Raw genomic sequence first — 23,294 nt, 5'->3', positions numbered from 1 at the left:
CAGGTTGCCTACGTGTTACTCACCCGTCCGCCGCTAACCCCGAAGGATTCGCTCGACTTGCATGTATTAGGCACGCCGCCAGCGTTCGTCCTGAGCCAGGATCAAACTCTCCAAAAAGGTAAAACCTGATTAGATGAGCCGATAGCTCATTACTTAACTAGCTTGTTGTGGCCTCTTGCGAGACCTTCACTTGCACGCTCGTTGTTCAGTTTTCAAGGAGCAAATCATTCATTTAACCGTCTTCTAAAAGCTTGTCTACACCATTCAGTGTGGATTAGCGACGACCTCTTTAATATAACACACTCGCTTATCCAATTGCAAGCATTTCTTTTTTGCTTTTTCTGAAACGCTTGTCCGATCAAGCTTTGTGGTTTGTTGCGAAGGTTAGATTACCACACTCTCATTTTGAAAGTCAAGAACAAATATACAAAAATTTTACCCGACGCGGATTATTCCCATGCACAGCCCACTTTTAGTAATTTTGGTTTCGCGCATAACGGGATAAATCTTTCGGCGATGCCAGTCTGGCGTACATGCGAAAAACAACTTTGTATCGCAGCTCGATCGCTTTTCTGACATCGCTTTCCAGCCGGTGATCCTTCAGATCGAACAACATTTCGTCCATTTCTTTACGCAGCACATAGCCTAATTCTTTGCACTCTCTCTGATTGAACAAAAATCCGAGCATCATACAGTCAAGCTCCCCTTGGCGATAAGTCGGTATTCGCTATCCGCTGTTCCAGCCATGTTGTCACCGCTTTACTGTTATGCTCACAATTTGCCAATTTTATGAGGCGCCCGGAACAAAAAAGTTCTTTTTTTCTTATTTGCCGATCAACCACGGAGTAATGGTGCTTTCAATAATTGCCGCCGTAAGCAAGGTTACGACAAGCAGTCCCATGAGCGGCACGGATAATTGCATAAATCGTTTGAATTCGACCACGAACACCTGCCTACCCTGACTGCTAGGCAGCCGCAAAAATCCTTTTCCCATAATCGCCCCGAGTCTGATTCCGTAAGCGCAGGCGATTACGATTGCGGGTATCTCCAGTATTCCATGCGGCAAAATCCCTTTGAGAAACATGGCGAGCTGATCGCCTTGAACTTGCAGACTCGCCAAATAACCGAGTACCAAACCGTTAACAAGCAGGAAAAAAAGCGGAAGTACCCCGAAGAAAATGCCTGCAAAAACAATAAATATCGACTTCAACGCATTGTTTAAAAAAATGAATCCGAACAACCACAGCATCGAATGATCTTTAGCCGCAATCGAACGCGCGAGCTGTTGAAGACCCTGGATCTGGCTTTGCAGCAGCGTCTCGAACTTCGCCGAATCGGCATAACCGAGCACGAAGCCTGCCAGAAATACGAGCGCAGCAGCGATGAAATATTTTTGCATTTCTTTGAAATGACGAAACAAGTCCCTCGGTTTCATTGGATCCCTCCGAATTTAGTAACGGTATGTCCTGCATCTCCGGCATAACATTCCGGTACGAGCATACATTGTATTATAAACCATAACCAAGCCCTTTCGCGAAATGCCGATGATGGCTGTGAAAGGAAACCAAGGAGGTAGCGAGGCCGTGAACTTCTTTTATGTGATGAACGGCACGAAGCTGAAACGGTATTTGATTATTTTTATTGCCGTTTTATTCGCAATTGGAATCGTTTATTCCGAAAGCGGTAATATTACCGTGTTCTCTCAAAGCGAGCCGGCGGCCATTTATAGCGTAGAGACGGACAAGAAGGTCATTGCGCTGACATTCGATATTAGCTGGGGTGACAAACGGGCGGAGCCGATCCTCAAAATACTGGAGGACAAGGGGGTTAAAAAAGCAACATTCTTCCTCTCCTCCCCCTGGAGCCAGCAGCATCCCGAGATTGTTCAAAAAATCGTCAAGGGAGGCTGGGAAATCGGCAGTCACGGGCATAAACACGTAAATTACAGCAAACTGAAGGATGACGAAATACGCGAGCAGATTCAAAGCGCCGATACGATCTTGAAGCAAACTACAGGTCAAGCCCCGAATCTAATCCGGCTGCCGAACGGCGATTTCGATAAACGGGTGCTTCGTATCGCCAGCGAAATGAATTACAGAGTGATTCAATGGGATACGGATTCGCTTGACTGGATGAACAAAGGCGTCTCCAACATTGTAAACCGGGTCGTTACCAAAGCGCATCCCGGCGATATAGTGCTGATGCATGCTAGCGACACCTGCACGCAAACACACGAAGCACTGCCAACGATTATCGACGAGCTTCGAGCCAAAGGATACGAGTTTGTAACGGTAGGTGAGCTTCTTCAACAGACAAGCGTCGAACACAAAGAAGCCGAACGCTCCACGAGCGGCAAGATTTTTTAATCAGCTTTAATGATATGCTACAAAAAGCAAAAAAAGAGCTAACCGCTAGCTCTTTTTTTCATGTTTACTGGGCGTTCGCAAGGCTACGAGGCCTTAGGCGCAGCTTCCGGTTTGTTGTTTTTTGTCGGCAGCAGCCGATGGAGAAGCATAATTTGCCACGCATTGCAGGCTAACAGCGGGACAACCATAATGATCGTATAGCCGGTTTCGTTCAGGTTGAATGCAGGTATCGCTTCCAAGATCGTGACGACAACCATAAAAAACAAGGTGGGAATGCGGGCGCTTTTATTGGTTTCCTTCACCTTCATACGTGTTATTATGGCCGCTACGATCAAGATGAGAATCGGCAGCAAAATGTACTGCACCCAGCTAGTCGCCACTCCTTCATCGGCTCCGATATAACGCAAATAGACGATATCGAATAGAGCAATAACGATAATGACTACCTGCAAGATGTCCCAGTAAAGCAGTTTGCCGCGAAATAAACTCATGGCGACAAAACGGACGGTCAAATAAGCGAAAAAACCCATTTCGCTTAGCATAGCAATCATCCCGGCCCCGAACAGCATAAAGACCCATTCATACCAACCAACGGAGATGCCGAGAAAATCGAAATCCGGAACGACAAGTTTGACAATGATACTCGTTATCATTCCGAAAACGGTCCCGATTAGCAAAGTGGTCCAGAACAAATAATTCCATTTTTTTAAAGTCAACTTTCCAATCCCTCCGCCCAAATCCCTTTTGAACCAAACAAACTCATTATAGTCCAATTGTACGGGTACGTACAACAGCAAGAAGGCTTGGCGAAAAAACCAGCGATCTCCGAACATAAAGCATCTTTCATGTACAAATACTACGACCAAACTTCAAACTACATGAAGGGAGCAAACAGATCCCATGAACTGGAGAAAAGTTCGCGGTGTGTCGGCTTTGCTGCTGCTGCCATTATTAATTTCATGCGGAAGCGGGTCGTCTTCGGAAGGTAGCTCCTCCTCCGGGTATAAAGATACGAAATCGATGGTGCTCGACATTTTGAAGTCTGACGATGGGAAAAAGGCGATTAAAGAAGCGTCCAAAGGCGGGGATGAATCGGCCTCAGGCCTGATCCAATCGCAATCTGCGCAAAGCGGAGGCGGCAGTGGCGGAAAAATCCAGATGTTATCCCAACAAGATGCTCAGCAGCTGCAAATGATCGTCAAAGACGTCCTCACCTCCGACGGCAGCGATAAAATGCTGAAGGCAATGATGAAGGACCCCAAATTCGCTGGTGATTTCGCCAAGGCGCTGCAAAAGGAAAATAAGCAGCTGCAAAAAGATTTGATGAAGGACCCTGAATATCAGAAGCAAATGATCGATTTGATGAAAAATCCCGATTTTGAAAAAATTATGATGGATACGATGAAAGGCGCCCAATATCGGCAGCAGATCATGACCGTCATGCAAGAAGCGATTCAGAGCCCTCTGTACAGGCTGGAAATGATGCAGCTGCTCAAAAAAGTCATGGAAGAAGAAGCTCAGCCGAAGTCAGGCCAGAAAAAGAATGAGAAGGGCGGCCAAAAGGATGGCCAAGATAGCAGCCAAAGCGGAGATCAAAGTCAAGGAAGTTAGTTCTAAAACCGCCAGCATCAAAAAAGGGACAGGCTTTAAGCCAGTCCCTTTAATCTGTTTGGTTATGCCTCGCATTTATGAATAACCGCATCGGCCACTTCCAGATACATAGCTCCCGCTTCCGTGTCGGCCTTGTATATGGATGGAGAAAAATCGGGCTCAGCCGGGTGATTGTCCGGAGCTCCAAGCGGAATTTGCGCCAACAGCTGCGTATGCAGCTCTTCCGCCAGCTTACCGCCGCCTCCGCGGCCGAAGACATAATCTTTGTGTCCGCATTGTCCGCAGGCGTAGTACGCCATATTTTCGACGATGCCGATGATTTCATGGTTTGTATGGATCGCCATTGCCCCGGCCCTTGCGGCTACGAATGCGGCCGTTGCATGCGGTGTCGTCACGATAATTTCCTTGCTTTGCGGAATCATCTGATGCACATCGAGAGCAACATCGCCCGTTCCCGGCGGAAGATCGAGCACCATGTAGTCAAGCTCGCCCCACTCCACCTCGTTAAAAAAGTTTTTCAGCATTTTGCCAAGCATCGGTCCACGCCATATAACAGGAGCGTTGTCCTGTACGAAAAAGCCCATCGACATCACTTTAACCCCAAAACGCTCGATCGGTCGGATCAACTGGTCGACGATTTCCGGCCGTTCCTCGATCCCCATCATGTCCGGTACGCTGAAGCCGTATATGTCCGCATCGATAATGCCGACCTTTTTTCCCTTCCGAGCCAGCGCGACAGCCAGATTAACTGCCACAGTCGATTTGCCTACTCCGCCTTTACCACTCGCCACAGCGATGAACGTTGTTTTCGAATCTTCCCCCAGCACATTCGTAGGGGTCGCTTTTACCGGCTCCGGTGTTGGAACCGCACTTTTCTTGACCGCTTCTTCCCGCTCGAAATCGGACATCGTACGAAAACGGATATGCACGTCGGCAACGCCTTCCTGCCCAAGCGTTTCCGTAATTAAAGCGCGCAGCTCGCTTTTGCGGGCTTCTTCATCGGACGAGGACGACAGAAGAACACTCATGGCGATGCCGCTCTCTTTTACCATAACGTCTCTGATCATATTTAACTCGACCATCGATTTCCGGTATGTCGGATCTTGCAGATGGCGAAGCTTCTCCAGCACTTGTTCCCGATTCATGACAAGCAGCCTCCCGTAACGCGATATCGAATCTCCGAACATTATAGCACATGTCCGAGACGAGGACGAATCGGTTTCGGACAAGCTTCACTTCTCGGTCACAAAACGGACGATTCCACGATAAATCGATTCCGCCACTTTTTTCTGATACACCGAGTCTGCCATCAGTCGAGCTTCATCGGGATTCGACAGGAAACCGACCTCCACCAATACGGCAGGTATCGATAAGGCTTTCAGCAAATAAAATTCATCTTCCGTTTGCGGCAAACGATCGGTATTATTCAGGTTTGTGCGGATCTCGTGCTGAATCAATTCGGCCAGCCGTTTCCCTTCCGCATTGGTCGGAAAGTAAAACGACTGCGCCCCCTTCCATTTACTTGAAGGAATGCTGTTCAGATGAATGCTGATCGACATGTCGGACTTTTGCTTTTCGATGAAGCTCACACGGGTAAGCAAATCTTCCGTTTTTCGCTTGCTGTAGCCTTTGGTGACTTCGCTGGCCAGATCGCGATCGTCTTCACGGGTCATTACGACCAGTGCGCCGGCTTGCTGCAGATAGTCGCGCAAATACAGCGATATCGCCAAGTTGACTTCTTTCTCCACCAGACCTTCCTTGCTGACCGCTCCCCCATCCGGTCCGCCGTGACCGGCATCAACGGCGATGACTTTACCGGATAACGGCATTGTCCAATACGACCATGTTCGCGTGGAAGGCAGTTCGTACGTAAACAGAAATAACATCAGCAAAACGAGCGCTGCGGACATTACGAGCTTCATCATTCCATTCGTGTTCAGCCAAACGACGATGCGCGCTCTACGTTTTCGCATAACAAAAATCCACCCCAGTTCCGGAAGACTTCTCATTAGAAATCTTATGGACGAGGGTGGACAAATATACCTACGTATTGGACGATGGCACAAGATGGTCGGACATTCCTTCAATCAGCACCTTAGCCACTTCCGGACGCGTAAATTCGGCCGGCGGGCAGATGCCTTCACGGAGCATGCTCCGCACCTTCGTGCCGGACAAATGCATATGGTGCGACTTGTCATGCGGACACGTCTTGCTCGTTCCCATATTGCCGCATTTCGTGCAAAAAAAGCTGTGCTCGAAAAAAAGCGGCGTAATGCCCAAATCTTCGGCGCTAAAGTTTTTGAATATTTCCTGCGCTTCATACGTGCCGTAATAATCGCCTACGCCTGCGTGATCGCGGCCTACGATGAAATGGGTACAGCCATAATTTTTGCGCACCATCGCGTGAAAAATCGCCTCACGTGGGCCTGCATAACGCATAGCTGCGGGAAATACGCCCAAAAATGTGCGCTGCTTCGGATAATAATTGTCGAGCAGTACCAGATAGCTGCGCATGCGGACATCGGCGGAAATGTCATCCGATTTCGTCTCGCCGACCAGCGGGTTCAGGAACAGCCCGTCAACGATCTCCATAGCAATTTTTTGAATGTATTCGTGGGCACGATGAACAGGATTGCGGGTTTGGAAGCCGACTACGGTTTTCCAGCCGTTCTGAACGAACCGTTTGCGCGTTTCCGCCGGATCGAAGTAAAACTCCTGAAATTTGCTCGGCTTCGGACGGTTAAGCAGTTGAATCGGGCCGCCCACATACGTTTTCGGCCTTTCAAACAGCTTTTGTACGCCTGGGTGCTCGATATCGTCGGTCTTGAATACTTTGACCGCTTCTTCCCGCTGATCAACCTGATACACGCTGCGGACGTCCAGCACGCCGTATACAACCTGGTCATCCTCACCTACCAGGGCCACCTTCTCGCCGATCAGCAGACGTTCAGCGAGTGCTTCTTCGACCGGCAAGACGATCGGAATGCTCCACACCGCCCCGTTCGCCAGACGCATACGCTCCAGCACCGACTTATAGTCTTGTTCTTCCATAAAGCCGGTTAGCGGTGAAAAAGCGCCGATCCCGATCAGATCAAGATCCGACACGGTCCAGTTGTTGACCGGAATTTGCTGATAATGGACAGCTTCCTTGAGCAGTCTATCGCGTTCCTCGCCAGACACAACCCGATTAATAAGAGTTCCGCCATGAGGCTTAATCGTTTCGCTCATTTTATGCCTACCCTCCGCTTTCACGTTATTTGTGCAGCCCGCATTCCGTCTTCTCGAAGCCTGACCATCTTCCCGCACGCGGATCTTCACCAGGCAATACTTGGCGCGTACATTTTTCGCAGCCGATACTTGGATAATACTGATCATGGAGCGGATTGTAAATCAAATTATGTTCACGAATGTAATTCCAGACGTCCTCCGAAGTCCAGTCTGCTATCGGATTAAACTTTACAAGACCGAATTTCACGTCGTATTCGATCTTTTTGGCATTGGCCCTTGTAGGAGCCTGATCGCGTCTGATGCCTGTAATCCAGGCCTCGTACTGGCCCAAAATGCTCGTCAGAGGCTCGACTTTCCGAATATCGCAGCATCCCGTCGGGTTCGATTTCCAAAGCTCTTCTCCATGCTGGGCCGCTTGCTCCTCTAGCGTTAATTTCGGGCTGACACGAACGAATTTGAGCCCATAACGCTCCTCCAGACGATCGCGGGTTTCGTACGTTTCTTTGAAATGCAGATCCGTATCCAAATAGAAAATGTCGGTTTTCGGCGATACTTTTTGCAATATATCAACAAGCACGACATCCTCAGCCCCAAAGCTGCAAGCAAACGTAATATTGGGGAATCTCTCGACCGCCCAGCGAATGATGCTTTCCGGGGATTCGGTTTCCAAGTTAATGGCAGCGTCGCGAATCAACGCTTCTTTTTCAAGCAAGTTCATTCGTATGATCCTCCTTGGTATTCGTCTATTTCCGAGTTTGTTTATATGAATTAAGGTATATAATCATTATAAAGTTAATTTATGGTGTGTCAATAGCAACTGTTATGAACAATTCCGGAATGTTGGGCACATCCTTATATTATGGCTATTTTGAACATTGGTGAAAAAGAAAAAGCCTTTTCCGCGAATACGGAAAAGGCTTGTTTCGATAGCTTGAGTTTGATTAACGTTTCGAGAACTGAGGCGCACGGCGAGCAGCTTTCAAGCCGTACTTTTTACGTTCTTTCATCCGCGGGTCGCGCGTTAGGAAGCCAGCGCGCTTCAAGGAGCCACGGAATTCCGGATCGGCTTTGAGCAAAGCGCGGGAAATGCCGTGACGAATCGCACCGGCTTGGCCCGTAGTGCCGCCGCCGTTTGCAATAACGATTACGTCGTATTTACCGACTGTTTCCGTCAAGGCGAGCGGTTGTTTCACGATCAGCTTGAGCGTTTCCAGTCCGAAATATTCGTCCAGCGAACGAGAATTGATTACGATTTGACCTTCGCCCGGTACAAGACGTACGCGTGCTACCGAGTGTTTCCGACGGCCGGTTCCATAGTATTGAACTTGTGCCATGAACAGATCCTCCCTCTAATTATCCGCGAAGTTGCCAAACTTCGGGTTGCTGTGCTTGATGCGGGTGCTCCGAGCCGGCATATACTTTCAATTTGGTTTTGAGTGCGTCGCCCAAACGGTTCTTAGGCAGCATACCGAATACGGCCAGTTCGATCATGCGCTCAGGCTTATTATTCAGCATTTCTTGTGCAGTCGTCGTTTTCAAACCGCCTTGGTATTGCGAGTGGCGGTAGTATTTCTTTTGCAGCAATTTTTTGCCGGTCAGTTCGACCTTATCGGCATTGATGATAATAACGAAATCTCCGGTATCAACGTGCGGCGTGAACTCCGGTTTCGTTTTACCGCGCAAAATCGAAGCCGCTTCGCTAGCCATACGACCGAGCGTTTGGCCGGCAGCGTCGATAATGTACCATTTCTTCTCAACTTGGTTGGCCTTGGCCATATATGTGGTACGCATTCGCATTGTCCTCCTAAATGAATCTCCAGAAGAAAAACGTCTACCCGACGTACTTCAAGGATGAAACACCGCATTCAGCGGCGGTTTAATCTTGTACTTAGCAAAAATCGAGCATTCCGTAAAACCAAAATCATTCGTTTCCACGACGCGGGGCGTGGGATACCCATCGTGAAAGCCAAGTTATATAATACAACATTTCCGGGCGTAGCGCAAGTCGAAAACGAACGCCTGCGAAAATTTCGCCATCAGTACACGACATCCCAAAGCATCAATCCGTGCGACATGGCCGTCGGCCCTGCTTTTGAACGACTTCGGGCGGCGAGTATGCCGCTCATGTCTTCCGCGCTCCGCTTTCCTTCTCCGATTTGCAGCAGCGTTCCCACAATAATGCGAACCATATGCTGCAAAAATCCGTTGCCGGTTACAAAGATATGGATAACGCCCGGGACATGCGGGTCCAACTCCAGCGAAACCTCGTAAATCGTTCGAACATGGGACGGTTTGGTCGACTTTACGGAGCAAAAGGAGGTGAAATCATGTTCGCCAACAAGCGTCTGCAGCGCATGGCGCATCGCTTCCACGTCAAGGGAAGCCGGATGATGAAATTGCATATGTCGCTGGAATACGTCCGGGATTCGATTGTGATTGATCGTATACCGGTACGTCTTTCTCTTGGCCCATCTGCGCGCGTGGAAGTCCGGATCCGCCATACGCGCCTCCAGGATGCGAATATCCGGAGGCAGACGCGAATTAAGCGCGAATGCCCACCGCTCGAGCGGGATGGAGGACGCGGTTTGAAAGTTGATGATTTGGCTTCTGGCATGTACTCCCGCATCAGTTCGTCCCGACGAGGTGAGGATGATGTTCTCTCCCGTGAGCTGCTCGATTGCCGCTTCGATATAGTCTTGAATCGTATTACCGCCCGGTTGGGACTGGAACCCGTAATAGGCGGTTCCATCGTAACATATCGACATGACGATATTTCTCATAAAGGACGATCCACCTTCACCTTGCCAAGACAAAAAAAGGGCTTCAGCAGAATCAACGATTCTGTCCACCCTTTCAGCCGGTCGATTAAGCTCGATCTACCAGTTCCAAGTAAACCATTGGAGCTGCATCGCCTCGACGAGGCCCGAGCTTCAAGATGCGCGTGTAACCGCCCGGACGCTCGGAATAACGAGTTGCCAGTTCAGAAAACAGCTTCTGAATAGCATCGTTCTCCGAACCTTCCAGCTGTTCACGACGTACGAACGCAGCTACTTGACGACGAGCATGAAGATCGCCGCGCTTAGCGAGCGTAATCAGTCTCTCCGCGATGGAGCGAACTTCTTTCGCCTTCGCTTCGGTAGTCTGAATGCGTTCATATAGGAACAGGTCGGTTACCATGTCACGGAACAACGCTTTGCGCGCGCTCGTGTCACGACCCAATTTTTGGTATGCCATGTGTCATTCCCCTCCTTCTGTAGTCCATCAAAGCATTAATCTTCCGCGCGTAATCCGAGCCCCAGCTCTTCCAGCTTCTCTTGAACTTCCTCCAAAGACTTACGACCCAGGTTACGCACCTTCATCATATCTTCTTCGGTTTTCGTGATCAGCTCTTGCACGGTATTAATGCCCGCACGCTTCAAGCAGTTGTAGGAGCGCACCGAAAGATCAAGCTCTTCGATGGTCATCTCCAACACTTTTTCTTTCTTGTCTTCTTCTTTTTCGACCATAATTTCCGCATCTTTCGCTTCATCGGTAAGCCCGACAAACAGCATCAAATGCTCGGTCAAAATTTTAGCGCCAAGACTGACGGCTTCTTCCGGTCGAACGCTTCCATCGGTCCACACTTCGAGGGTAAGTTTGTCGTAGTTCGTGACTTGACCGACACGGGTGTTTTCGACGCTATAGTTGACGCGAGAAATCGGCGTATAGATCGAGTCCACCGGGATTACTCCAATCGGTTGATCCTCTCTCTTGTTCCGATCTGCTGGTACGTAGCCTCTGCCGCGGCCTGCATGAATGCGCATATGCAATCTGGCGTCGGAAGCAAGCGTAGCAATATGCAAATCCGGATTAAGGATTTCCACATCGCTGTCGGCGCGAATATCGCCGGCTACAACGTTGCCTTCGCCTTCGGCGTCGATCTCGAGTACCTTCTCCTCGTCGGAATGTATTTTCAAAGACAATCCCTTCAAGTTCAGGATAATCTCCGTTACATCCTCCATTACGCCCGGTACCGTCGAAAACTCGTGCAGTACCCCGTCGATTTGAACCGAATTGACAGCCGCGCCCGGCAACGAAGAAAGCAGGATGCGGCGCAAGGAGTTGCCAAGCGTTGTGCCGTATCCGCGCTCCAGCGGTTCGATCACGAACTTGCCGTATTTCCCGTCTTCGTCTAGTTCAACGGTTTCGATTTTTGGCTTTTCAATTTCGATCATGAACTTAACCCTCCTTAAAAACGTCGTTTCCCTCTGGATTCCTGCAAACGCAAAAAGTCATAGTATGCCTATCGTCCACAACCATTATTCACATGTTTCGGATATTTATACTATAGGAACCACTACAACTCAGACACGACGACGTTTCGGCGGACGGCAACCGTTATGCGGAACCGGAGTTACGTCTTTGATCAAGTTCACTTCCAGCCCAGCGGCTTGAAGCGAGCGAATAGCGGCTTCGCGGCCTGCGCCAGGACCTTTAACCATAACTTCAACTGCTCTCATTCCATGCTCCATTGCTGCTTTTGCGGCCGATTCGGCAGCCATTTGTGCAGCAAATGGAGTGCTTTTACGCGATCCTTTGAAGCCCAGGTTACCTGCGCTTGCCCAGGAAATCGCATTGCCATGAGGGTCCGTAATCGTTACGATCGTGTTGTTGAACGTCGAACGAATATGAGCCACTCCAGATTCAATATTTTTGCGGTCACGACGTTTCGTCCGGGCCGCTGCTTTTTTTGGTTTAGCCATGAGAGTTATCCCCCCTATTATTTCTTCTTATTCGCTACTGTACGACGAGGACCTTTACGGGTACGAGCGTTTGTTTTGGTGCGTTGACCGCGAACCGGCAAACCGCGACGATGACGAATACCGCGATAGCAGCCGATTTCAACCAGCCTCTTGATGTTCAGGGCGATTTCACGGCGAAGGTCGCCTTCTACTTTTTGTGTCTTGTCGATGTTCTCGCGGATCTTGCTCACTTCATCTTCCGTCAAATCGCGAACGCGAGTGTTCGGGTTAACGCCGGTTTCGGCGATGATTTTTTGGGAAGTCGTTTTACCGATTCCGAAAATGTAGGTGAGCGCGATTTCTACGCGTTTATCACGGGGCAAGTCTACTCCAGCTATACGAGCCATTAGTGATCGTGCACCTCCTTCTTATCCTTGTTTTTGCTTATGCTTCGGATTTTCGCAAATGACCATGACTGCGCCCTTGCGACGAATAACTTTGCATTTTTCGCAGATCGGTTTGACCGACGGTCTTACCTTCATGATTATTACCTCCTGAGAGCTTTCTGTGAGAAAGCTTCTTCGTAAGCGATACTATGGCTCCGGAAAAATCCGGATTTGATCTTTACTTTATTTGAACCGATACGTGATCCGGCCTCTGCTCAAATCGTAGGGCGACAACTCTACTGTAACTTTATCTCCAGGCAAGATACGGATAAAGTGCATCCGGATTTTACCCGAAACGTGGGCCAGTACCTGATGTCCATTTTCGAGCTCCACCTTGAACATCGCGTTCGGAAGAGGTTCGATAACTTTACCTTCTACCTCGATCACATCTTCTTTGGCCACGGTCATTCTCCTTTCTCATGCGCTTCGGATTGCACGCTTAGCTTATACTTGTTCAGTGCGAAACGAAGCTTGCCGTTGGTAACGCGCCCCGTCTCCATAATACTGCCGGCTACCTCGCCGCTCACTTCGGGGAGCAGCTCCAGATGAAGCAGGTTTTTTTTCTTCGATCCGTCAAACTTGCGTTTATGGCCGTCGGCGATACTCACGAACCGCTCATCGATGATCTGGACGATTACAGCGTACTGCTCCTGCTCGCGTCCGCGAAGCACCTTCACGATTCTTCCGATCTCGGGTACAATCGCGGGTTCCGTAACGCTCATCAAGATTCACCCGTTCCTGCGGATTGGGTCAATATTTCGAATCCGTTCGAGGTAATCGCGATCGTATGCTCAAAGTGCGCGCATAACGAGCCGTCGACCGTAACGACCGTCCAATTGTCTTCAAGCGTTCGTACGTAACGTTCACCGGCAGTAACCATCGGTTCAATGGCTAGAACCATGCCCGCCTTGAGAAGCGGACCGTGGCCCGGCATCCCATAATTCGGAATATCCGGCTCTTCATGCAAGTTTTGACCGATTCCGTGCCCGGCATACTCGCGCACAATCGAAAAACCTTCTTCTTCCACGCATGCCTGAATCGCGTGCGAGATAGTATACAGGCGGACATCCTCTTTCGCTTTAGCCAATCCGGCATAAAGCGAACGCTCCGTCACTTCAAGCAGCTTTCGGGCCGTATCGCTTACCGTCCCTACCGGATATGTCCAGGCCGAATCGCCGTGGTATCCTCTGTACTGCGCTCCGATATCGATGCTTACGATGTCGCCTTCCTTCAGCTTTCTGTCACCGGGGAATCCGTGAACCAGCTCATCGTTAACCGAAGCACAGATGCTGGCAGGAAAACCGTTATAGCCTTTAAAAGATGGTATAGCGCCTTGATTACGAATATACGTCTCCGCGATATGATCCAGTTCCCTTGTTGTAATGTCGGGCTGAACCGACTTAAGCATGAGCCGGTGCGTTTCCGCTACAATCCGGCCGGCTTCCCGCATAAGCTCCAGTTCAGCTTCAGACTTACAAATGATCATCAAGCCTTACCTCGCAGCAACGATGAGATGTCAGCCGTTACTTTGTCGATATCCTGCTCGCCATCGACCGAACGAACCAGATCCTTTTGCCCGTAATACTCGAGAAGCGGCGCCGTTTTGGTCGTATACTCGTCCAGGCGTGTGCCTACCTTCTCTTCGGAGTCGTCGGAACGCTGGTACAGCTCGCCCGAGCATTTGTCACAAACGCCCTCAGTCTTCGGAGGGTTGAACAACACATGGTAGGTCGAGCCGCATGATTTGCAGATGCGTCGTCCGGTCAAACGGCCGAGCAGCAAATTGCGATCGACCTTCAAATCAATGACGTGATGGATCCGTTTCCCCATTGCAGCCAGCATTTCGTCGAGAGCTTCCGCCTGCGCGATCGTTCTCGGATATCCGTCGAGCAAAAAGCCGCCCGCGCAATCTGGCTGCTCCAAACGCTCCTTGACAATTCCGTTCGTAATTTCGTCAGTTACGTACAAGCCCTGATCGACATACTTTTTCGCTTCGATGCCCATCGGCGTACCTTCGCGCATGGCGGCACGAAAGACGTCGCCGGTCGAAATGTGCGGAACACGGAATTCGTCAACGATACGTTCGGCTTGCGTTCCTTTACCGGCTCCCGGAGGACCCATGAAAAGAATATTCAACGTTCGCACCCTCTTCTTGGAGTTTCCGCTGGCGAAAACGTCCTACATGCGTTACTTGTTAATAAACCCTTTGTAGTGTCGTTTGATCAATTGGCTCTCGATCTGCTTCATCGTCTCCAGTGCAACCCCGACCACGATCAGGAGCGAAGTGCCGCCGATCGTCACCTGCTGGGGAAGCCCCGCAAGATTCGTAAAGAACACTGGCAAAATCGAGATGAGCGCCAAGAAGATTGCGCCCGACAACGTAATACGGGTCATAACGCGAGTCATGTAAGTCGCGGTCGGCTTACCCGGCCGAATTCCCGGAATATAGCCTCCGTTTTTCTTCATCTGATCAGCCATCTGAACCGGATTGATTTGCACGAACGTGTAGAAGTACGTGAAACCGACAATCAGCAGGACGTACAACACCATACCGAGTGCGGCGGTGTACGACAAGTTGTGAATAATCCAGTCCGCGACGACGTTACCGCGCCAAAACTGAGCGATCGTTGGCGGGAACACGAGCAGCGAAGAAGCGAAGATAACCGGGATAACCCCAGCAGCATTGACCTTAAGCGGAATGTGAGTCGATTGGCCGCCGTACATCTTACGTCCGACGACGCGTTTCGTATATTGCACCGGAATTTTGCGAACCCCTTGCTGAACGAAAATGACGCCGACCACGATCGCGACAATCACGAGCAAAATGATCAAGACTTTCAATATGTTCAGGAACAAGGTGCCCTCTGCCGATTCGGCGAACATGTTCAAGTAGATCATGTTAATGCCGTTCGGAATCGAGGCAATAATACCGGCGAAAATGATGATCGAAATCCCGTTGCCGATGCCATGCTCAGTGATTTGCTCCCCGAGCCACATCAGGAAGGCGGTACCCGCCGTCAGCACGATTGCGATCAGCAGATAAGTCGTAAACCCGGGATCCAAAACGAGCTGCATCCCGTAAAGCCGGTTAAAGCCGAAGGCTACACTGTAAGCTTGAATCAACCCGAGTACGATAGTGCCGTAACGGGTAATCTGCCCCAGCTTCTTTCGGCCGACCTCGCCTTCTTTCGCCCATTGCGCAAAACGGGGAACGACGTCCATCGACAGCAGCTGCACAATAATCGATGAGGTGATGTACGGCATAATCCCGAGTGCGAAAATAGAAAACTGGAACAAGGCGCCGCCGGAGAAAGTGTTCAGCAAGCCGAAGACGCCGCCACTGCTCGATTGATCGATGCTTTTCAGTATATCCGAATCGATGTTCGGCACCGGTATAAAAGCGCCGATTCGGTACACGATCAAGAGGAGAAGAGTAAAGATGATTCTTCTTCTCAGATCTTGTACCTTCATGATGTTGGAAAACGTCTTGAACATCAGATCACCTCGGTTTTACCGCCGGCAGCTTGGATCTTTTCGACGGCAGATTGAGAGAACTTATTCGCTTTAACTGTCAGGCCGACAGTAAGCTCGCCGTTACCCAAAATCTTGATACCGTCTTTCGGGTTTTTAACGATACCCGATTGCAAAAGCAGTTCCGGAGTTACTTCCGTACCTGCCTCAAACTGACTCAAATCTCCGAGGTTAACAATCGCGTATTCCGTGCGGAATGGATTGTTGAAGCCGCGTTTAGGCAAACGACGGTACAGAGGGTTCTGTCCGCCTTCGAAGCCCGGGCGAACGCCGCCGCCGGAGCGTGCGTTTTGACCTTTGTGACCTTTACCTGAAGTTTTGCCGTTTCCGCTTCCGACCCCGCGACCTACACGGTTGCGAGTTTTTTTCGAACCCGGTGCAGGTGAAAGTTCGTGTAACTTCATCAGGTGCACCTCCTCAACAAGTTTGTTAAAACGAACTGGGATGTCCGTATCTTATACTTCTTTAACTTCCACCAAGTGAATCACTTGGTTGATCATGCCGCGAATCGACGGAGCGTCGTTATGAACGACCGTCTGATGAAGCTTACGCAAACCGAGCGTTCTAACGGTTACGCGTTGGCTTTCCGGGCGGCCGATCAAGCTGCGCTTGAGAGTAACTTGCAATTGCTTGGCCACTGGTTTTTACCTCCTTAACCGAGAAGCTCTTCAACCGTTTTGCCGCGAAGCTTAGCTACATCTTCAGCCCGCTTCAAACGTTGCAAACCTTCCAAAGTCGCATTCACCATGTTAATGGAATTGGAAGATCCGAGCGATTTCGTCAAAATGTCGCCGACTCCGGCCAGTTCCAAAACTGCACGAACAGGGCCTCCGGCAATAACTCCCGTACCTTTCGAAGCAGGCTTGAGCAAAACGCGCCCAGCTCCGAAACGGCCGATAACCTGATGCGGGATCGTAGTGCCTACGATCGGTACGTGAATCAGGTTTTTCTTAGCGTCTTCGATGCCTTTGCGAATCGCGTCAGGCACTTCCGCCGCTTTACCGATACCGGCGCCTACCCAACCGTTGCCGTCGCCAACGACGACAAGTGCGCTAAAGCTGAAACGGCGTCCGCCTTTAACAACTTTCGCAACGCGGTTCAGGTTAACCAGCTTTTCTTTCAGGTCCAATGTATTGGGATCTACACGCAAGTCGTTTACCTCCTTTTAAAGATCTCGATTAGAACTCGAGCCCTGCTTCGCGGGCTGCGTCAGCGAGTGCTTGAACGCGTCCGTGGTACAAGTAACCGCCGCGGTCGAATACGACTCCGCTGATTCCTTTTTCTTTTGCGCGCTGAGCTACAAGAGCGCCGACTTTTTGAGCTGCGTCAATGTTGCCGCCGTTCTCGATTTGCTCTTTCAATTCCTTATCTTGCGTCGATGCGGATGCAAGCGTAACTCCATTCACATCGTCGATGAGTTGAGCGTACATATGCTTGGAGGAACGGAAAATGTTCAAGCGAGGACGATCCTGCGTGCCGCTGATTTTCTTGCGCACGCGCAGATGTCTTTTATGGCGGGCTTTGTTCTTGTCGCCTTTGGTAATCATCGTGTGTTCACTCCTTCCTTTCTGCCAAGAAGCCTTAGACTGCGCTTCTTAGTCGTTTAAGCGATCCTTGAAGGACCGTGCAGCCGGAAGCGAAGCTTACTTCTTCTTGCCGGCTTTTCCTTCTTTGCGAAGAATCCGTTCGTTTTCGTACTTGATACCTTTGCCTTTATACGGCTCCGGCTCGCGGACGGAACGCACTTTTGCAGCAGTTGCTCCGACAAGCTCCTTGTCGATCCCCTTCACGATAATTTTCGTGTTGGTCGGAACTTCGAATTCGATACCGTTCTCGGGAACGATTTCGACCGGATGGGAGTAACCCACGTTCAGAACGAGCTTGTTGCCTGTTTTGTTGGCGCGGTAACCGACGCCTACGAGATCAAGCGACTTCGAGTAACCTTCCGTTACGCCGCCCACCATATTGTTGATGACGCTGCGAGTCGTACCGTGAAGGGAACGGTGCAGTTTGTTGTCGGAAGGACGTTCAACATTAATGTTGCCTTCTTCTACAACGACTTTCATATCTTTATGAACTTCACGGCTCAGCGTCCCTTTTGGGCCTTTTACCGTAATAACCGTGTTATCGAGCGAGACATTTACCCCAGCAGGGATTGCTATGGGCTTGCGACCGATACGAGACATAGTCACACCTCCATTCTTACAAGATGTAGATTACCATACGTAGCAAATTACTTCGCCGCCGGCTTTCGAGTGGCGGGCATCCTTGTCGCTCATCAGGCCTTTCGACGTCGACAGGATGGCGATTCCGAGACCGCCGAGAACTTTCGGCACTTCCTGGCTTTTCGCATACACGCGAAGTCCCGGTTTGCTGATGCGTTTCAGGCCGGTGATGACGCGTTCTTGATTCGGGCCGTATTTCAGGAACATACGGATAATCCCTTGTTTGCTGTCTTCGATATATTCAGCGTCGCGGATGAAGCCCTCTTTCTTCAAAATCTCAGCAATTTCTCTTTTGATTTTCGAAGCGGGAACTTCTACCGTTTCATGACGCACGACGTTTGCATTGCGAATGCGCGTAAGCATATCTGCAATCGGATCTGACATAACCATTAGTTGCAAACCTCCTTCCTAAAGACGGGTTGATTACCAGCTTGCTTTTTTCACACCAGGAATTTGACCTTTGTAAGCCAATTCACGGAAACAGATACGGCAAATTTTGAACTTGCGCAGTACAGAGTGCGGACGACCGCAACGCTCGCAGCGCGTATAAGCTTGAACCTTGAACTTCGGTTTGCGTTGTTGCTTAATGATCATCGAAGTTTTTGCCACTGTTACACCTCCGAACTCTACAGATTTCCGATCTTATTTCACGAACGGCATCCCGAGTTGTTCGAGCAGCTCGCGAGATTCTTCGTCCGTTTTGGCAGTGGTGACGATAACGATGTCCATACCGCGAACTTTGTCAACTTTGTCATACTCGATTTCAGGGAAAATGAGTTGTTCCTTGATTCCGAGCGTGTAGTTGCCGCGTCCGTCGAACGCTTTCTTCGATACGCCGTGGAAGTCGCGTACGCGAGGCAAAGCGATGTTGAACAGCTTGTCGAGGAAGTAATACATGCGATCGCCGCGAAGTGTTACTTTAACCCCGATCGGCATGTTCTCACGAACTTTAAAGCCTGCAATCGAATTTTTCGCACGCGTTACAACCGGTTTTTGACCCGCGATAATTTGCATATCGTTAACGGCCGTGTCGATTACTTTCGAGTTGCCTACCGCATCGCCGACACCCATATTGATGACGACTTTCTCGATTTTCGGCACTTGCATGACAGTCGTATAGTTAAACTTCTGCATCAGAGCAGGAGTTACTTCGTTCAGGAAACGATCTTTCATTCTTGTTGCCATTCAGGATGGACCTCCTTTCTAAACGGAATAATTAGTCGATCACTTCGCCCGATTTTTTCGCTACGCGTACTTTAGTACCGTTATCCAGTACTTTGTAGCCGACGCGAGTCGGTTGTCCGCTTTTCGGGTCGAGCAGCATCACGTTGGACACGTGAATCGGAGCTTCCTGCGTCAGGATTCCGCCTTGCGGGTTTTGCTGGTTCGGTTTTTGATGCTTCTTCACCATGTTCACGCCTTCTACAAGAACGCGATTTTCACGGGGATAAGCGGCAATAACGCGACCTTTTTTGCCTTTATCTTTACCGGTAATGACGATTACCGTATCTTCTTTTTTCACATGCAGCTTATTGTTATGCGACTCAAGCTGTTTTTTCGCTTTCGGCATCTTCGTTACACCTCCAATACTTGCCAATTAGCAATCTCGCTGGAGCCGATCAGATAACTTCCGGTGCCAGGGATACGATTTTCATATAATCTTTATCGCGAAGTTCACGGGCGACTGGGCCAAAAATACGGGTTCCGCGCGGGCTTTTGTCGTCCTTCACGATTACAGCGGCATTTTCGTCGAAACGAATGTACGAGCCGTCTTTACGACGAGCAGCGCTTTTCGTACGAACGATAACAGCCTTGACAACGTCGCCTTTCTTGACAACGCCGCCTGGTGTTGCTTCTTTCACGGAGCAAATGATCAGATCGCCAATCGCTCCTACGCGACGGCCGGTACCACCCAGAACGCGGATACACATCAGCTGCTTGGCGCCGGAATTGTCAGCGGAATTCAGTCGTGTAAATGGTTGGATCATCGAAGTGCCCTCCTTTCAAAATATATGCTTCCGTCCGATTTATACAAGGACCGCTTTTTCGACGATTTCCACGAGTCTGAACCGTTTGTCTTTCGACAGCGGACGAGTCTCCATGATTTTAACCGTATCGCCGATTTTCGCTTCGTTGTTTTCGTCGTGAGCCTTGAACTTTTTCGTATACTTGATACGTTTGTGGTACAGGCTGTGCTTCTTGTAAGTCTCTACGGCGACAACGATCGTTTTGTCCATTTTGTCGCTTACGACTTTACCGATCTGCACTTTGCGTTCGTTGCGTTGTTCCATGGATTGCCCTCCTCTCAAATGTGATGACAAATTTCTTTCATGAAATTTGCATCGTGTTAGCTAATCCCGAGTTCTCGTTCACGAATGATCGTCTTCGCGCGGGCAATCTCCTTGCGAAGCTCACGAAGTCGAATCGGATTGTCCAGTTGGCCCGTCGCCAATTGAAAACGGAGGTTGAACAACTCTTCCTTAAATCCGGAAATCTTTTGCTCGATTTCAGCAGTGGTCAGGTTGCGAAATTCACTGGCTTTCATTTGCTTCACCACCCACTTCTTCACGTTTCACAAATTTCGTCTTGATCGGGAGCTTGTGGGAAGCAAGACGCATCGCTTCGCGAGCAATTTCTTCGCTCACCCCAGCCAGTTCGAACAAAATTTTACCTGGCTTTACAACAGCAACCCATTTCTCGACGTTACCTTTACCGCTACCCATCCGAACCTCGAGAGGCTTTTGCGTGATCGGCTTGGAAGGAAAAATTTTAATCCATACTTTACCGCCCCGTTTGATGTAACGGGTCATGGCGATACGGGCTGCCTCGATTTGACGGTTGGTTACCCAAGCCGGCTCAAGAGCCTGCAATCCGTATTCGCCGAACGCGATGTCCGTGCCGCCTTTGGCGCGGCCTTTCATATTACCGCGTTGCTCCTTGCGGTGTTTGACGCGTTTAGGCAACAACATGATTAGTTTCCTCCTTCCTTAGCGTCCTTTTTCTTCGCTGCCGGAAGTACTTCTCCGCGATAGATCCAGACTTTAACGCCGATCCGTCCGTAAGTCGTATGTGCTTCCGCCGTTCCGTAATCAATATCCGCACGAAGCGTGTGAAGAGGAACCGTACCTTCGCTGTAGCCTTCGCTCCGAGCAATTTCCGCGCCGCCCAGACGACCGCTTACGCCAGTCTTGATTCCTTTCGCTCCTGCTCTCATCGTCCGTTGAATCGCTTGTTTCATCGCGCGGCGGAACGAAATGCGGCGTTCCAGCTGTTGAGCGATGCTTTCGGCAACGAGGACTGCGTCGAGCTCCGGATTTTTGATTTCGGCAATGTTAATATGAACTTTTTTGCCGGACATCGAAGCGATAGTATTGCGGATCACTTCGACTTCTGCGCCGCCTTTACCGATTACCATACCAGGCTTGGCCGTATGAATCGTGACGTTGACGCGGTTAGCCGCACGTTCGATATCGATATGAGAAACTGCCGAATCTTTCAGCTTGTTTTTCAAGTACTCGCGAATTTTGACGTCTTCCATCAGGAGCGTGCCGAACTCTTTATCGGCATACCATTTGGATTCCCAATCGCGGATAACACCAATTCTGAGGCCTATTGGGCTTACCTTTTGACCCACACTTTATCCCTCCCTTATTTTTCAGATACCACGAGCGTAATGTGGCTGGTCCGCTTCAAAATCTTGAATGCCCGTCCTTGCGAACGCGGACGAATACGTTTCAATGTAGGACCTTGGTTCACGTATGCTTCAGCAACAACCAGCTTATTAGGGTCAAGCGAGAAGTTGTGCTCGGCATTGGCGATCGCCGAGTTGAGCAGCTTCTCCACTACCGGAGACGCGGAACGCGGCGTATTGCGCAGAATGGCGACGGCATCGCCAACATTCTTGCCTCGAATCAAGTCGATCACGAGTCGCACTTTACGAGGAGCGATGCGAATATGATTCGCATGTGCCTTTGCTTGCATGGAAGTACCTCCTCTCCAAACATCAGGTTATTCTCAATTACCGCTTGCCGGTTTTCTTGTCATCGTCATGCCCTTTATACGTACGCGTCGGCGCGAATTCGCCGAGCTTATGTCCTACCATATCCTCCGTCACATAAACCGGCACGTGCTTTCTGCCGTCGTATACGGCGAACGTATGCCCGATGAATTGCGGGAAAATGGTCGAGCGGCGAGACCAAGTCTTGATGACCATTTTTTTCTGTCCGACGGCCTCTACTTTTTTCAGCAGGTATCCGTCCACGAAAGGTCCTTTTTTCAAACTGCGGCCCATTTACGAAATCCTCCTTTCATCCAATCGAGACGTTCCGTCCTTATTTCGTGCGGCGACGGATAATGTACTTGTTGGACGCTTTTTTCTTCTTGCGCGTTTTGTATCCGAGCGTAGGCTTGCCCCAAGGCGACATAGGCGATTTGCGTCCGATTGGAGCGCGGCCTTCACCACCGCCGTGCGGGTGATCAACTGGGTTCATGACGACACCGCGAACGGTCGGGCGTTTGCCGAGCCAACGGTTGCGTCCTGCTTTACCAACGTTGATAAGCTCATGGTCTTCGTTACCTACGGAACCGATCGTCGCGCGGCATACTTTCAAAATGCGGCGCATTTCACCCGAGGACAAACGAAGCGAAACATACTCGCCTTCTTTACCAAGCAATTGAGCGCTCGTTCCTGCAGCGCGAACCAATTGTCCGCCTTTGCCAGGCCTCAGCTCAATGTTGTGGATAACCGAACCTACCGGAATGTTCTCAAGCGGCAGTGCGTTGCCGATCTTGATGTCCGATTCAGGACCGGAGTAAACCGTATCGCCGACTTTCAACCCTTTAGGCGAAAGAATGTAGCGTTTTTCACCGTCAGCGTAGTTGATCAGCGCAATGTTAGCCGTACGGTTCGGATCATACTCGATTGTAGCAACGCGACCTGGTATTCCATCCTTGTTGCGTTTAAAATCGATAATCCGGTATTTGCGTTTATGTCCGCCGCCTTGATGGCGAACCGTGATTTTACCTTGGTTGTTACGGCCGGCTTTCCCTTTAAGCGGAGCAAGCAAGGACTTCTCCGGCTGGGAGGCCGTAATCTCTTCGAAAGTAGAAACCGTCATTTGCCGTTTGGACGGCGAAGTCGGCTTAAACGATTTGATAGGCACGCTG

At 50.0% G+C, this 23,294-nt stretch carries 39 protein-coding genes and 1 rRNA gene; 2 read left to right on the top strand and 38 right to left on the bottom strand.

Annotation, left to right across the window (positions count from 1 at the left end; all coding sequences use genetic code 11):
• The 3 genes from D7M11_RS33040 to D7M11_RS33030 form a co-directional block, all read right to left on the bottom strand.
• A 16S ribosomal RNA gene (locus D7M11_RS33040) occupies nucleotides 1-117 on the bottom strand; the annotation flags it as partial.
• A 355-nt stretch (nucleotides 118-472) separates the two neighbouring features.
• A complete protein-coding gene (locus tag D7M11_RS33035) occupies nucleotides 473-688 on the bottom strand; it encodes a hypothetical protein (protein WP_120751543.1) in 216 nt (71 codons plus the stop codon).
• Between the two features lie 135 nt (nucleotides 689-823).
• Complete coding sequence (locus D7M11_RS33030; RefSeq protein ID WP_120751539.1) at nucleotides 824-1,435, bottom strand: stage II sporulation protein M; 612 nt, start codon at nucleotides 1,433-1,435, stop codon at nucleotides 824-826.
• 148 nt (nucleotides 1,436-1,583) lie between these two features.
• Between D7M11_RS33030 and pdaB the strand changes: the two genes are divergently transcribed.
• Nucleotides 1,584-2,366: a polysaccharide deacetylase family sporulation protein PdaB gene (gene pdaB, locus D7M11_RS33025; protein ID WP_120751538.1), complete on the top strand. Its 783-nt coding sequence runs from the start codon at nucleotides 1,584-1,586 to the stop codon at nucleotides 2,364-2,366.
• Nucleotides 2,367-2,449: 83 nt separating this feature from the next.
• Here the strand turns inward: pdaB and D7M11_RS33020 are convergent, their stop codons facing one another.
• On the bottom strand, nucleotides 2,450-3,082 hold the full coding sequence (locus D7M11_RS33020; protein WP_158606962.1) for a KinB-signaling pathway activation protein: 633 nt from the start codon (nucleotides 3,080-3,082) through the stop codon (nucleotides 2,450-2,452).
• A gap of 184 nt (nucleotides 3,083-3,266) precedes the next feature.
• On the opposite strand from D7M11_RS33020, the gene gerD reads away from it, so the two are divergent.
• Nucleotides 3,267-3,977 carry a spore germination lipoprotein GerD gene (gene gerD, locus D7M11_RS33015; protein ID WP_120751536.1) on the top strand — a complete coding sequence of 237 codons (711 nt, stop codon included), beginning with the start codon at nucleotides 3,267-3,269 and terminating at the stop codon, nucleotides 3,975-3,977.
• Between the two features lie 62 nt (nucleotides 3,978-4,039).
• On the opposite strand, the gene D7M11_RS33010 is transcribed toward gerD, so the two are convergent.
• The 34 genes from D7M11_RS33010 to rplB form a co-directional block, all read right to left on the bottom strand.
• A complete protein-coding gene (locus D7M11_RS33010) occupies nucleotides 4,040-5,122 on the bottom strand; it encodes an Mrp/NBP35 family ATP-binding protein (protein WP_275671755.1) in 1,083 nt (360 codons plus the stop codon).
• A gap of 87 nt (nucleotides 5,123-5,209) precedes the next feature.
• Complete coding sequence (gene cwlD / locus D7M11_RS33005) at nucleotides 5,210-5,950, bottom strand: N-acetylmuramoyl-L-alanine amidase CwlD (RefSeq protein ID WP_120751534.1); 741 nt, start codon at nucleotides 5,948-5,950, stop codon at nucleotides 5,210-5,212.
• Nucleotides 5,951-6,020: 70 nt separating this feature from the next.
• Nucleotides 6,021-7,205, bottom strand: a complete 1,185-nt coding sequence (gene sat, locus D7M11_RS33000; RefSeq protein ID WP_120751533.1) for a sulfate adenylyltransferase — start codon at nucleotides 7,203-7,205, stop codon at nucleotides 6,021-6,023.
• Nucleotides 7,206-7,230: 25 nt separating this feature from the next.
• Complete coding sequence (locus tag D7M11_RS32995) at nucleotides 7,231-7,923, bottom strand: phosphoadenylyl-sulfate reductase (RefSeq protein ID WP_120751532.1); 693 nt, start codon at nucleotides 7,921-7,923, stop codon at nucleotides 7,231-7,233.
• Nucleotides 7,924-8,146: 223 nt separating this feature from the next.
• Nucleotides 8,147-8,539 (bottom strand): 30S ribosomal protein S9, encoded by a 393-nt coding sequence (gene rpsI, locus D7M11_RS32990; protein ID WP_120751531.1) that lies wholly within the window; start codon nucleotides 8,537-8,539, stop codon nucleotides 8,147-8,149.
• Between the two features lie 19 nt (nucleotides 8,540-8,558).
• Nucleotides 8,559-8,996: a 50S ribosomal protein L13 gene (gene rplM, locus D7M11_RS32985; protein WP_120751530.1), complete on the bottom strand. Its 438-nt coding sequence runs from the start codon at nucleotides 8,994-8,996 to the stop codon at nucleotides 8,559-8,561.
• 245 nt (nucleotides 8,997-9,241) lie between these two features.
• Entirely contained in the window at nucleotides 9,242-9,985 is a 744-nt protein-coding gene (truA, locus tag D7M11_RS32980; protein ID WP_120751529.1) for a tRNA pseudouridine(38-40) synthase TruA, read from the bottom strand.
• 85 nt (nucleotides 9,986-10,070) lie between these two features.
• Nucleotides 10,071-10,439 (bottom strand): 50S ribosomal protein L17, encoded by a 369-nt coding sequence (gene rplQ, locus D7M11_RS32975; protein ID WP_120751528.1) that lies wholly within the window; start codon nucleotides 10,437-10,439, stop codon nucleotides 10,071-10,073.
• Between the two features lie 35 nt (nucleotides 10,440-10,474).
• Nucleotides 10,475-11,419 (bottom strand): DNA-directed RNA polymerase subunit alpha, encoded by a 945-nt coding sequence (locus D7M11_RS32970; RefSeq protein WP_120751527.1) that lies wholly within the window; start codon nucleotides 11,417-11,419, stop codon nucleotides 10,475-10,477.
• Between the two features lie 129 nt (nucleotides 11,420-11,548).
• Complete coding sequence (gene rpsK / locus D7M11_RS32965; protein WP_120751526.1) at nucleotides 11,549-11,947, bottom strand: 30S ribosomal protein S11; 399 nt, start codon at nucleotides 11,945-11,947, stop codon at nucleotides 11,549-11,551.
• A 17-nt stretch (nucleotides 11,948-11,964) separates the two neighbouring features.
• Nucleotides 11,965-12,333, bottom strand: coding sequence for a 30S ribosomal protein S13 (gene rpsM / locus D7M11_RS32960; RefSeq protein ID WP_120751525.1), 369 nt, complete (start codon nucleotides 12,331-12,333; stop codon nucleotides 11,965-11,967).
• Between the two features lie 21 nt (nucleotides 12,334-12,354).
• Nucleotides 12,355-12,468 carry a 50S ribosomal protein L36 gene (gene rpmJ / locus D7M11_RS32955; RefSeq protein ID WP_022738894.1) on the bottom strand — a complete coding sequence of 38 codons (114 nt, stop codon included), beginning with the start codon at nucleotides 12,466-12,468 and terminating at the stop codon, nucleotides 12,355-12,357.
• Nucleotides 12,469-12,555: 87 nt separating this feature from the next.
• The gene (gene infA / locus D7M11_RS32950) at nucleotides 12,556-12,774 is read right to left on the bottom strand and encodes a translation initiation factor IF-1 (RefSeq protein WP_110843848.1); all 219 of its coding nucleotides are present in this window, start codon (nucleotides 12,772-12,774) and stop codon (nucleotides 12,556-12,558) included.
• Nucleotides 12,775-12,776: 2 nt separating this feature from the next.
• Nucleotides 12,777-13,094 carry a KOW domain-containing RNA-binding protein gene (locus D7M11_RS32945; protein ID WP_120751524.1) on the bottom strand — a complete coding sequence of 106 codons (318 nt, stop codon included), beginning with the start codon at nucleotides 13,092-13,094 and terminating at the stop codon, nucleotides 12,777-12,779.
• Nucleotides 13,094-13,858 carry a type I methionyl aminopeptidase gene (gene map, locus D7M11_RS32940; protein ID WP_120751523.1) on the bottom strand — a complete coding sequence of 255 codons (765 nt, stop codon included), beginning with the start codon at nucleotides 13,856-13,858 and terminating at the stop codon, nucleotides 13,094-13,096. The genes D7M11_RS32945 and map overlap by 1 nt, the downstream gene beginning before the upstream one ends.
• Nucleotides 13,858-14,508 carry an adenylate kinase gene (locus D7M11_RS32935; protein WP_120751522.1) on the bottom strand — a complete coding sequence of 217 codons (651 nt, stop codon included), beginning with the start codon at nucleotides 14,506-14,508 and terminating at the stop codon, nucleotides 13,858-13,860. Before D7M11_RS32935 ends, map begins: the two co-directional genes overlap by 1 nt.
• A gap of 51 nt (nucleotides 14,509-14,559) precedes the next feature.
• Nucleotides 14,560-15,867, bottom strand: a complete 1,308-nt coding sequence (gene secY / locus D7M11_RS32930) for a preprotein translocase subunit SecY (protein WP_120751521.1) — start codon at nucleotides 15,865-15,867, stop codon at nucleotides 14,560-14,562.
• On the bottom strand, nucleotides 15,867-16,307 hold the full coding sequence (gene rplO / locus D7M11_RS32925; RefSeq protein WP_120751520.1) for a 50S ribosomal protein L15: 441 nt from the start codon (nucleotides 16,305-16,307) through the stop codon (nucleotides 15,867-15,869). Before rplO ends, secY begins: the two co-directional genes overlap by 1 nt.
• A gap of 51 nt (nucleotides 16,308-16,358) precedes the next feature.
• Nucleotides 16,359-16,541 (bottom strand): 50S ribosomal protein L30, encoded by a 183-nt coding sequence (rpmD, locus tag D7M11_RS32920; RefSeq protein ID WP_120751519.1) that lies wholly within the window; start codon nucleotides 16,539-16,541, stop codon nucleotides 16,359-16,361.
• A gap of 14 nt (nucleotides 16,542-16,555) precedes the next feature.
• Nucleotides 16,556-17,053: a 30S ribosomal protein S5 gene (gene rpsE / locus D7M11_RS32915; RefSeq protein WP_120751518.1), complete on the bottom strand. Its 498-nt coding sequence runs from the start codon at nucleotides 17,051-17,053 to the stop codon at nucleotides 16,556-16,558.
• A gap of 28 nt (nucleotides 17,054-17,081) precedes the next feature.
• Nucleotides 17,082-17,450, bottom strand: a complete 369-nt coding sequence (rplR, locus tag D7M11_RS32910; protein ID WP_120751517.1) for a 50S ribosomal protein L18 — start codon at nucleotides 17,448-17,450, stop codon at nucleotides 17,082-17,084.
• 96 nt (nucleotides 17,451-17,546) lie between these two features.
• Nucleotides 17,547-18,089 carry a 50S ribosomal protein L6 gene (gene rplF, locus D7M11_RS32905; protein ID WP_120751516.1) on the bottom strand — a complete coding sequence of 181 codons (543 nt, stop codon included), beginning with the start codon at nucleotides 18,087-18,089 and terminating at the stop codon, nucleotides 17,547-17,549.
• Nucleotides 18,090-18,119: 30 nt separating this feature from the next.
• Nucleotides 18,120-18,518: a 30S ribosomal protein S8 gene (rpsH, locus tag D7M11_RS32900; RefSeq protein WP_120751515.1), complete on the bottom strand. Its 399-nt coding sequence runs from the start codon at nucleotides 18,516-18,518 to the stop codon at nucleotides 18,120-18,122.
• Between the two features lie 33 nt (nucleotides 18,519-18,551).
• Nucleotides 18,552-18,737 carry a type Z 30S ribosomal protein S14 gene (locus tag D7M11_RS32895; protein WP_120751514.1) on the bottom strand — a complete coding sequence of 62 codons (186 nt, stop codon included), beginning with the start codon at nucleotides 18,735-18,737 and terminating at the stop codon, nucleotides 18,552-18,554.
• Nucleotides 18,738-18,770: 33 nt separating this feature from the next.
• Nucleotides 18,771-19,313 carry a 50S ribosomal protein L5 gene (gene rplE, locus D7M11_RS32890; protein ID WP_120751513.1) on the bottom strand — a complete coding sequence of 181 codons (543 nt, stop codon included), beginning with the start codon at nucleotides 19,311-19,313 and terminating at the stop codon, nucleotides 18,771-18,773.
• 31 nt (nucleotides 19,314-19,344) lie between these two features.
• Nucleotides 19,345-19,698 (bottom strand): 50S ribosomal protein L24, encoded by a 354-nt coding sequence (rplX, locus tag D7M11_RS32885; RefSeq protein WP_120751512.1) that lies wholly within the window; start codon nucleotides 19,696-19,698, stop codon nucleotides 19,345-19,347.
• A 49-nt stretch (nucleotides 19,699-19,747) separates the two neighbouring features.
• Complete coding sequence (rplN, locus tag D7M11_RS32880) at nucleotides 19,748-20,116, bottom strand: 50S ribosomal protein L14 (RefSeq protein ID WP_120751511.1); 369 nt, start codon at nucleotides 20,114-20,116, stop codon at nucleotides 19,748-19,750.
• Between the two features lie 39 nt (nucleotides 20,117-20,155).
• Entirely contained in the window at nucleotides 20,156-20,419 is a 264-nt protein-coding gene (gene rpsQ / locus D7M11_RS32875; protein WP_120751510.1) for a 30S ribosomal protein S17, read from the bottom strand.
• A gap of 56 nt (nucleotides 20,420-20,475) precedes the next feature.
• Nucleotides 20,476-20,673, bottom strand: a complete 198-nt coding sequence (rpmC, locus tag D7M11_RS32870; protein ID WP_120751509.1) for a 50S ribosomal protein L29 — start codon at nucleotides 20,671-20,673, stop codon at nucleotides 20,476-20,478.
• On the bottom strand, nucleotides 20,660-21,097 hold the full coding sequence (gene rplP / locus D7M11_RS32865; RefSeq protein ID WP_120751508.1) for a 50S ribosomal protein L16: 438 nt from the start codon (nucleotides 21,095-21,097) through the stop codon (nucleotides 20,660-20,662). The genes rpmC and rplP overlap by 14 nt, the downstream gene beginning before the upstream one ends.
• Before the next feature lie 2 nt (nucleotides 21,098-21,099).
• Nucleotides 21,100-21,762 (bottom strand): 30S ribosomal protein S3, encoded by a 663-nt coding sequence (gene rpsC, locus D7M11_RS32860; RefSeq protein ID WP_120751507.1) that lies wholly within the window; start codon nucleotides 21,760-21,762, stop codon nucleotides 21,100-21,102.
• Nucleotides 21,763-21,776: 14 nt separating this feature from the next.
• Nucleotides 21,777-22,109: a 50S ribosomal protein L22 gene (gene rplV, locus D7M11_RS32855; RefSeq protein WP_120751506.1), complete on the bottom strand. Its 333-nt coding sequence runs from the start codon at nucleotides 22,107-22,109 to the stop codon at nucleotides 21,777-21,779.
• Between the two features lie 37 nt (nucleotides 22,110-22,146).
• Nucleotides 22,147-22,419 (bottom strand): 30S ribosomal protein S19, encoded by a 273-nt coding sequence (gene rpsS, locus D7M11_RS32850; RefSeq protein ID WP_120751505.1) that lies wholly within the window; start codon nucleotides 22,417-22,419, stop codon nucleotides 22,147-22,149.
• A gap of 40 nt (nucleotides 22,420-22,459) precedes the next feature.
• The gene (gene rplB / locus D7M11_RS32845; RefSeq protein WP_120751504.1) at nucleotides 22,460-23,290 is read right to left on the bottom strand and encodes a 50S ribosomal protein L2; all 831 of its coding nucleotides are present in this window, start codon (nucleotides 23,288-23,290) and stop codon (nucleotides 22,460-22,462) included.
• Between the last annotated feature and the right edge of the window lie 4 nt (nucleotides 23,291-23,294).

Source organism: Paenibacillus ginsengarvi (genome assembly GCF_003626695.1).
Classification (GTDB): domain Bacteria; phylum Bacillota; class Bacilli; order Paenibacillales; family NBRC-103111; genus Paenibacillus_AB; species Paenibacillus_AB ginsengarvi.
The sequence above is the reverse complement of the archived record's forward strand: the minus strand, read 5'-3'. Positions and strand labels throughout refer to the sequence as shown.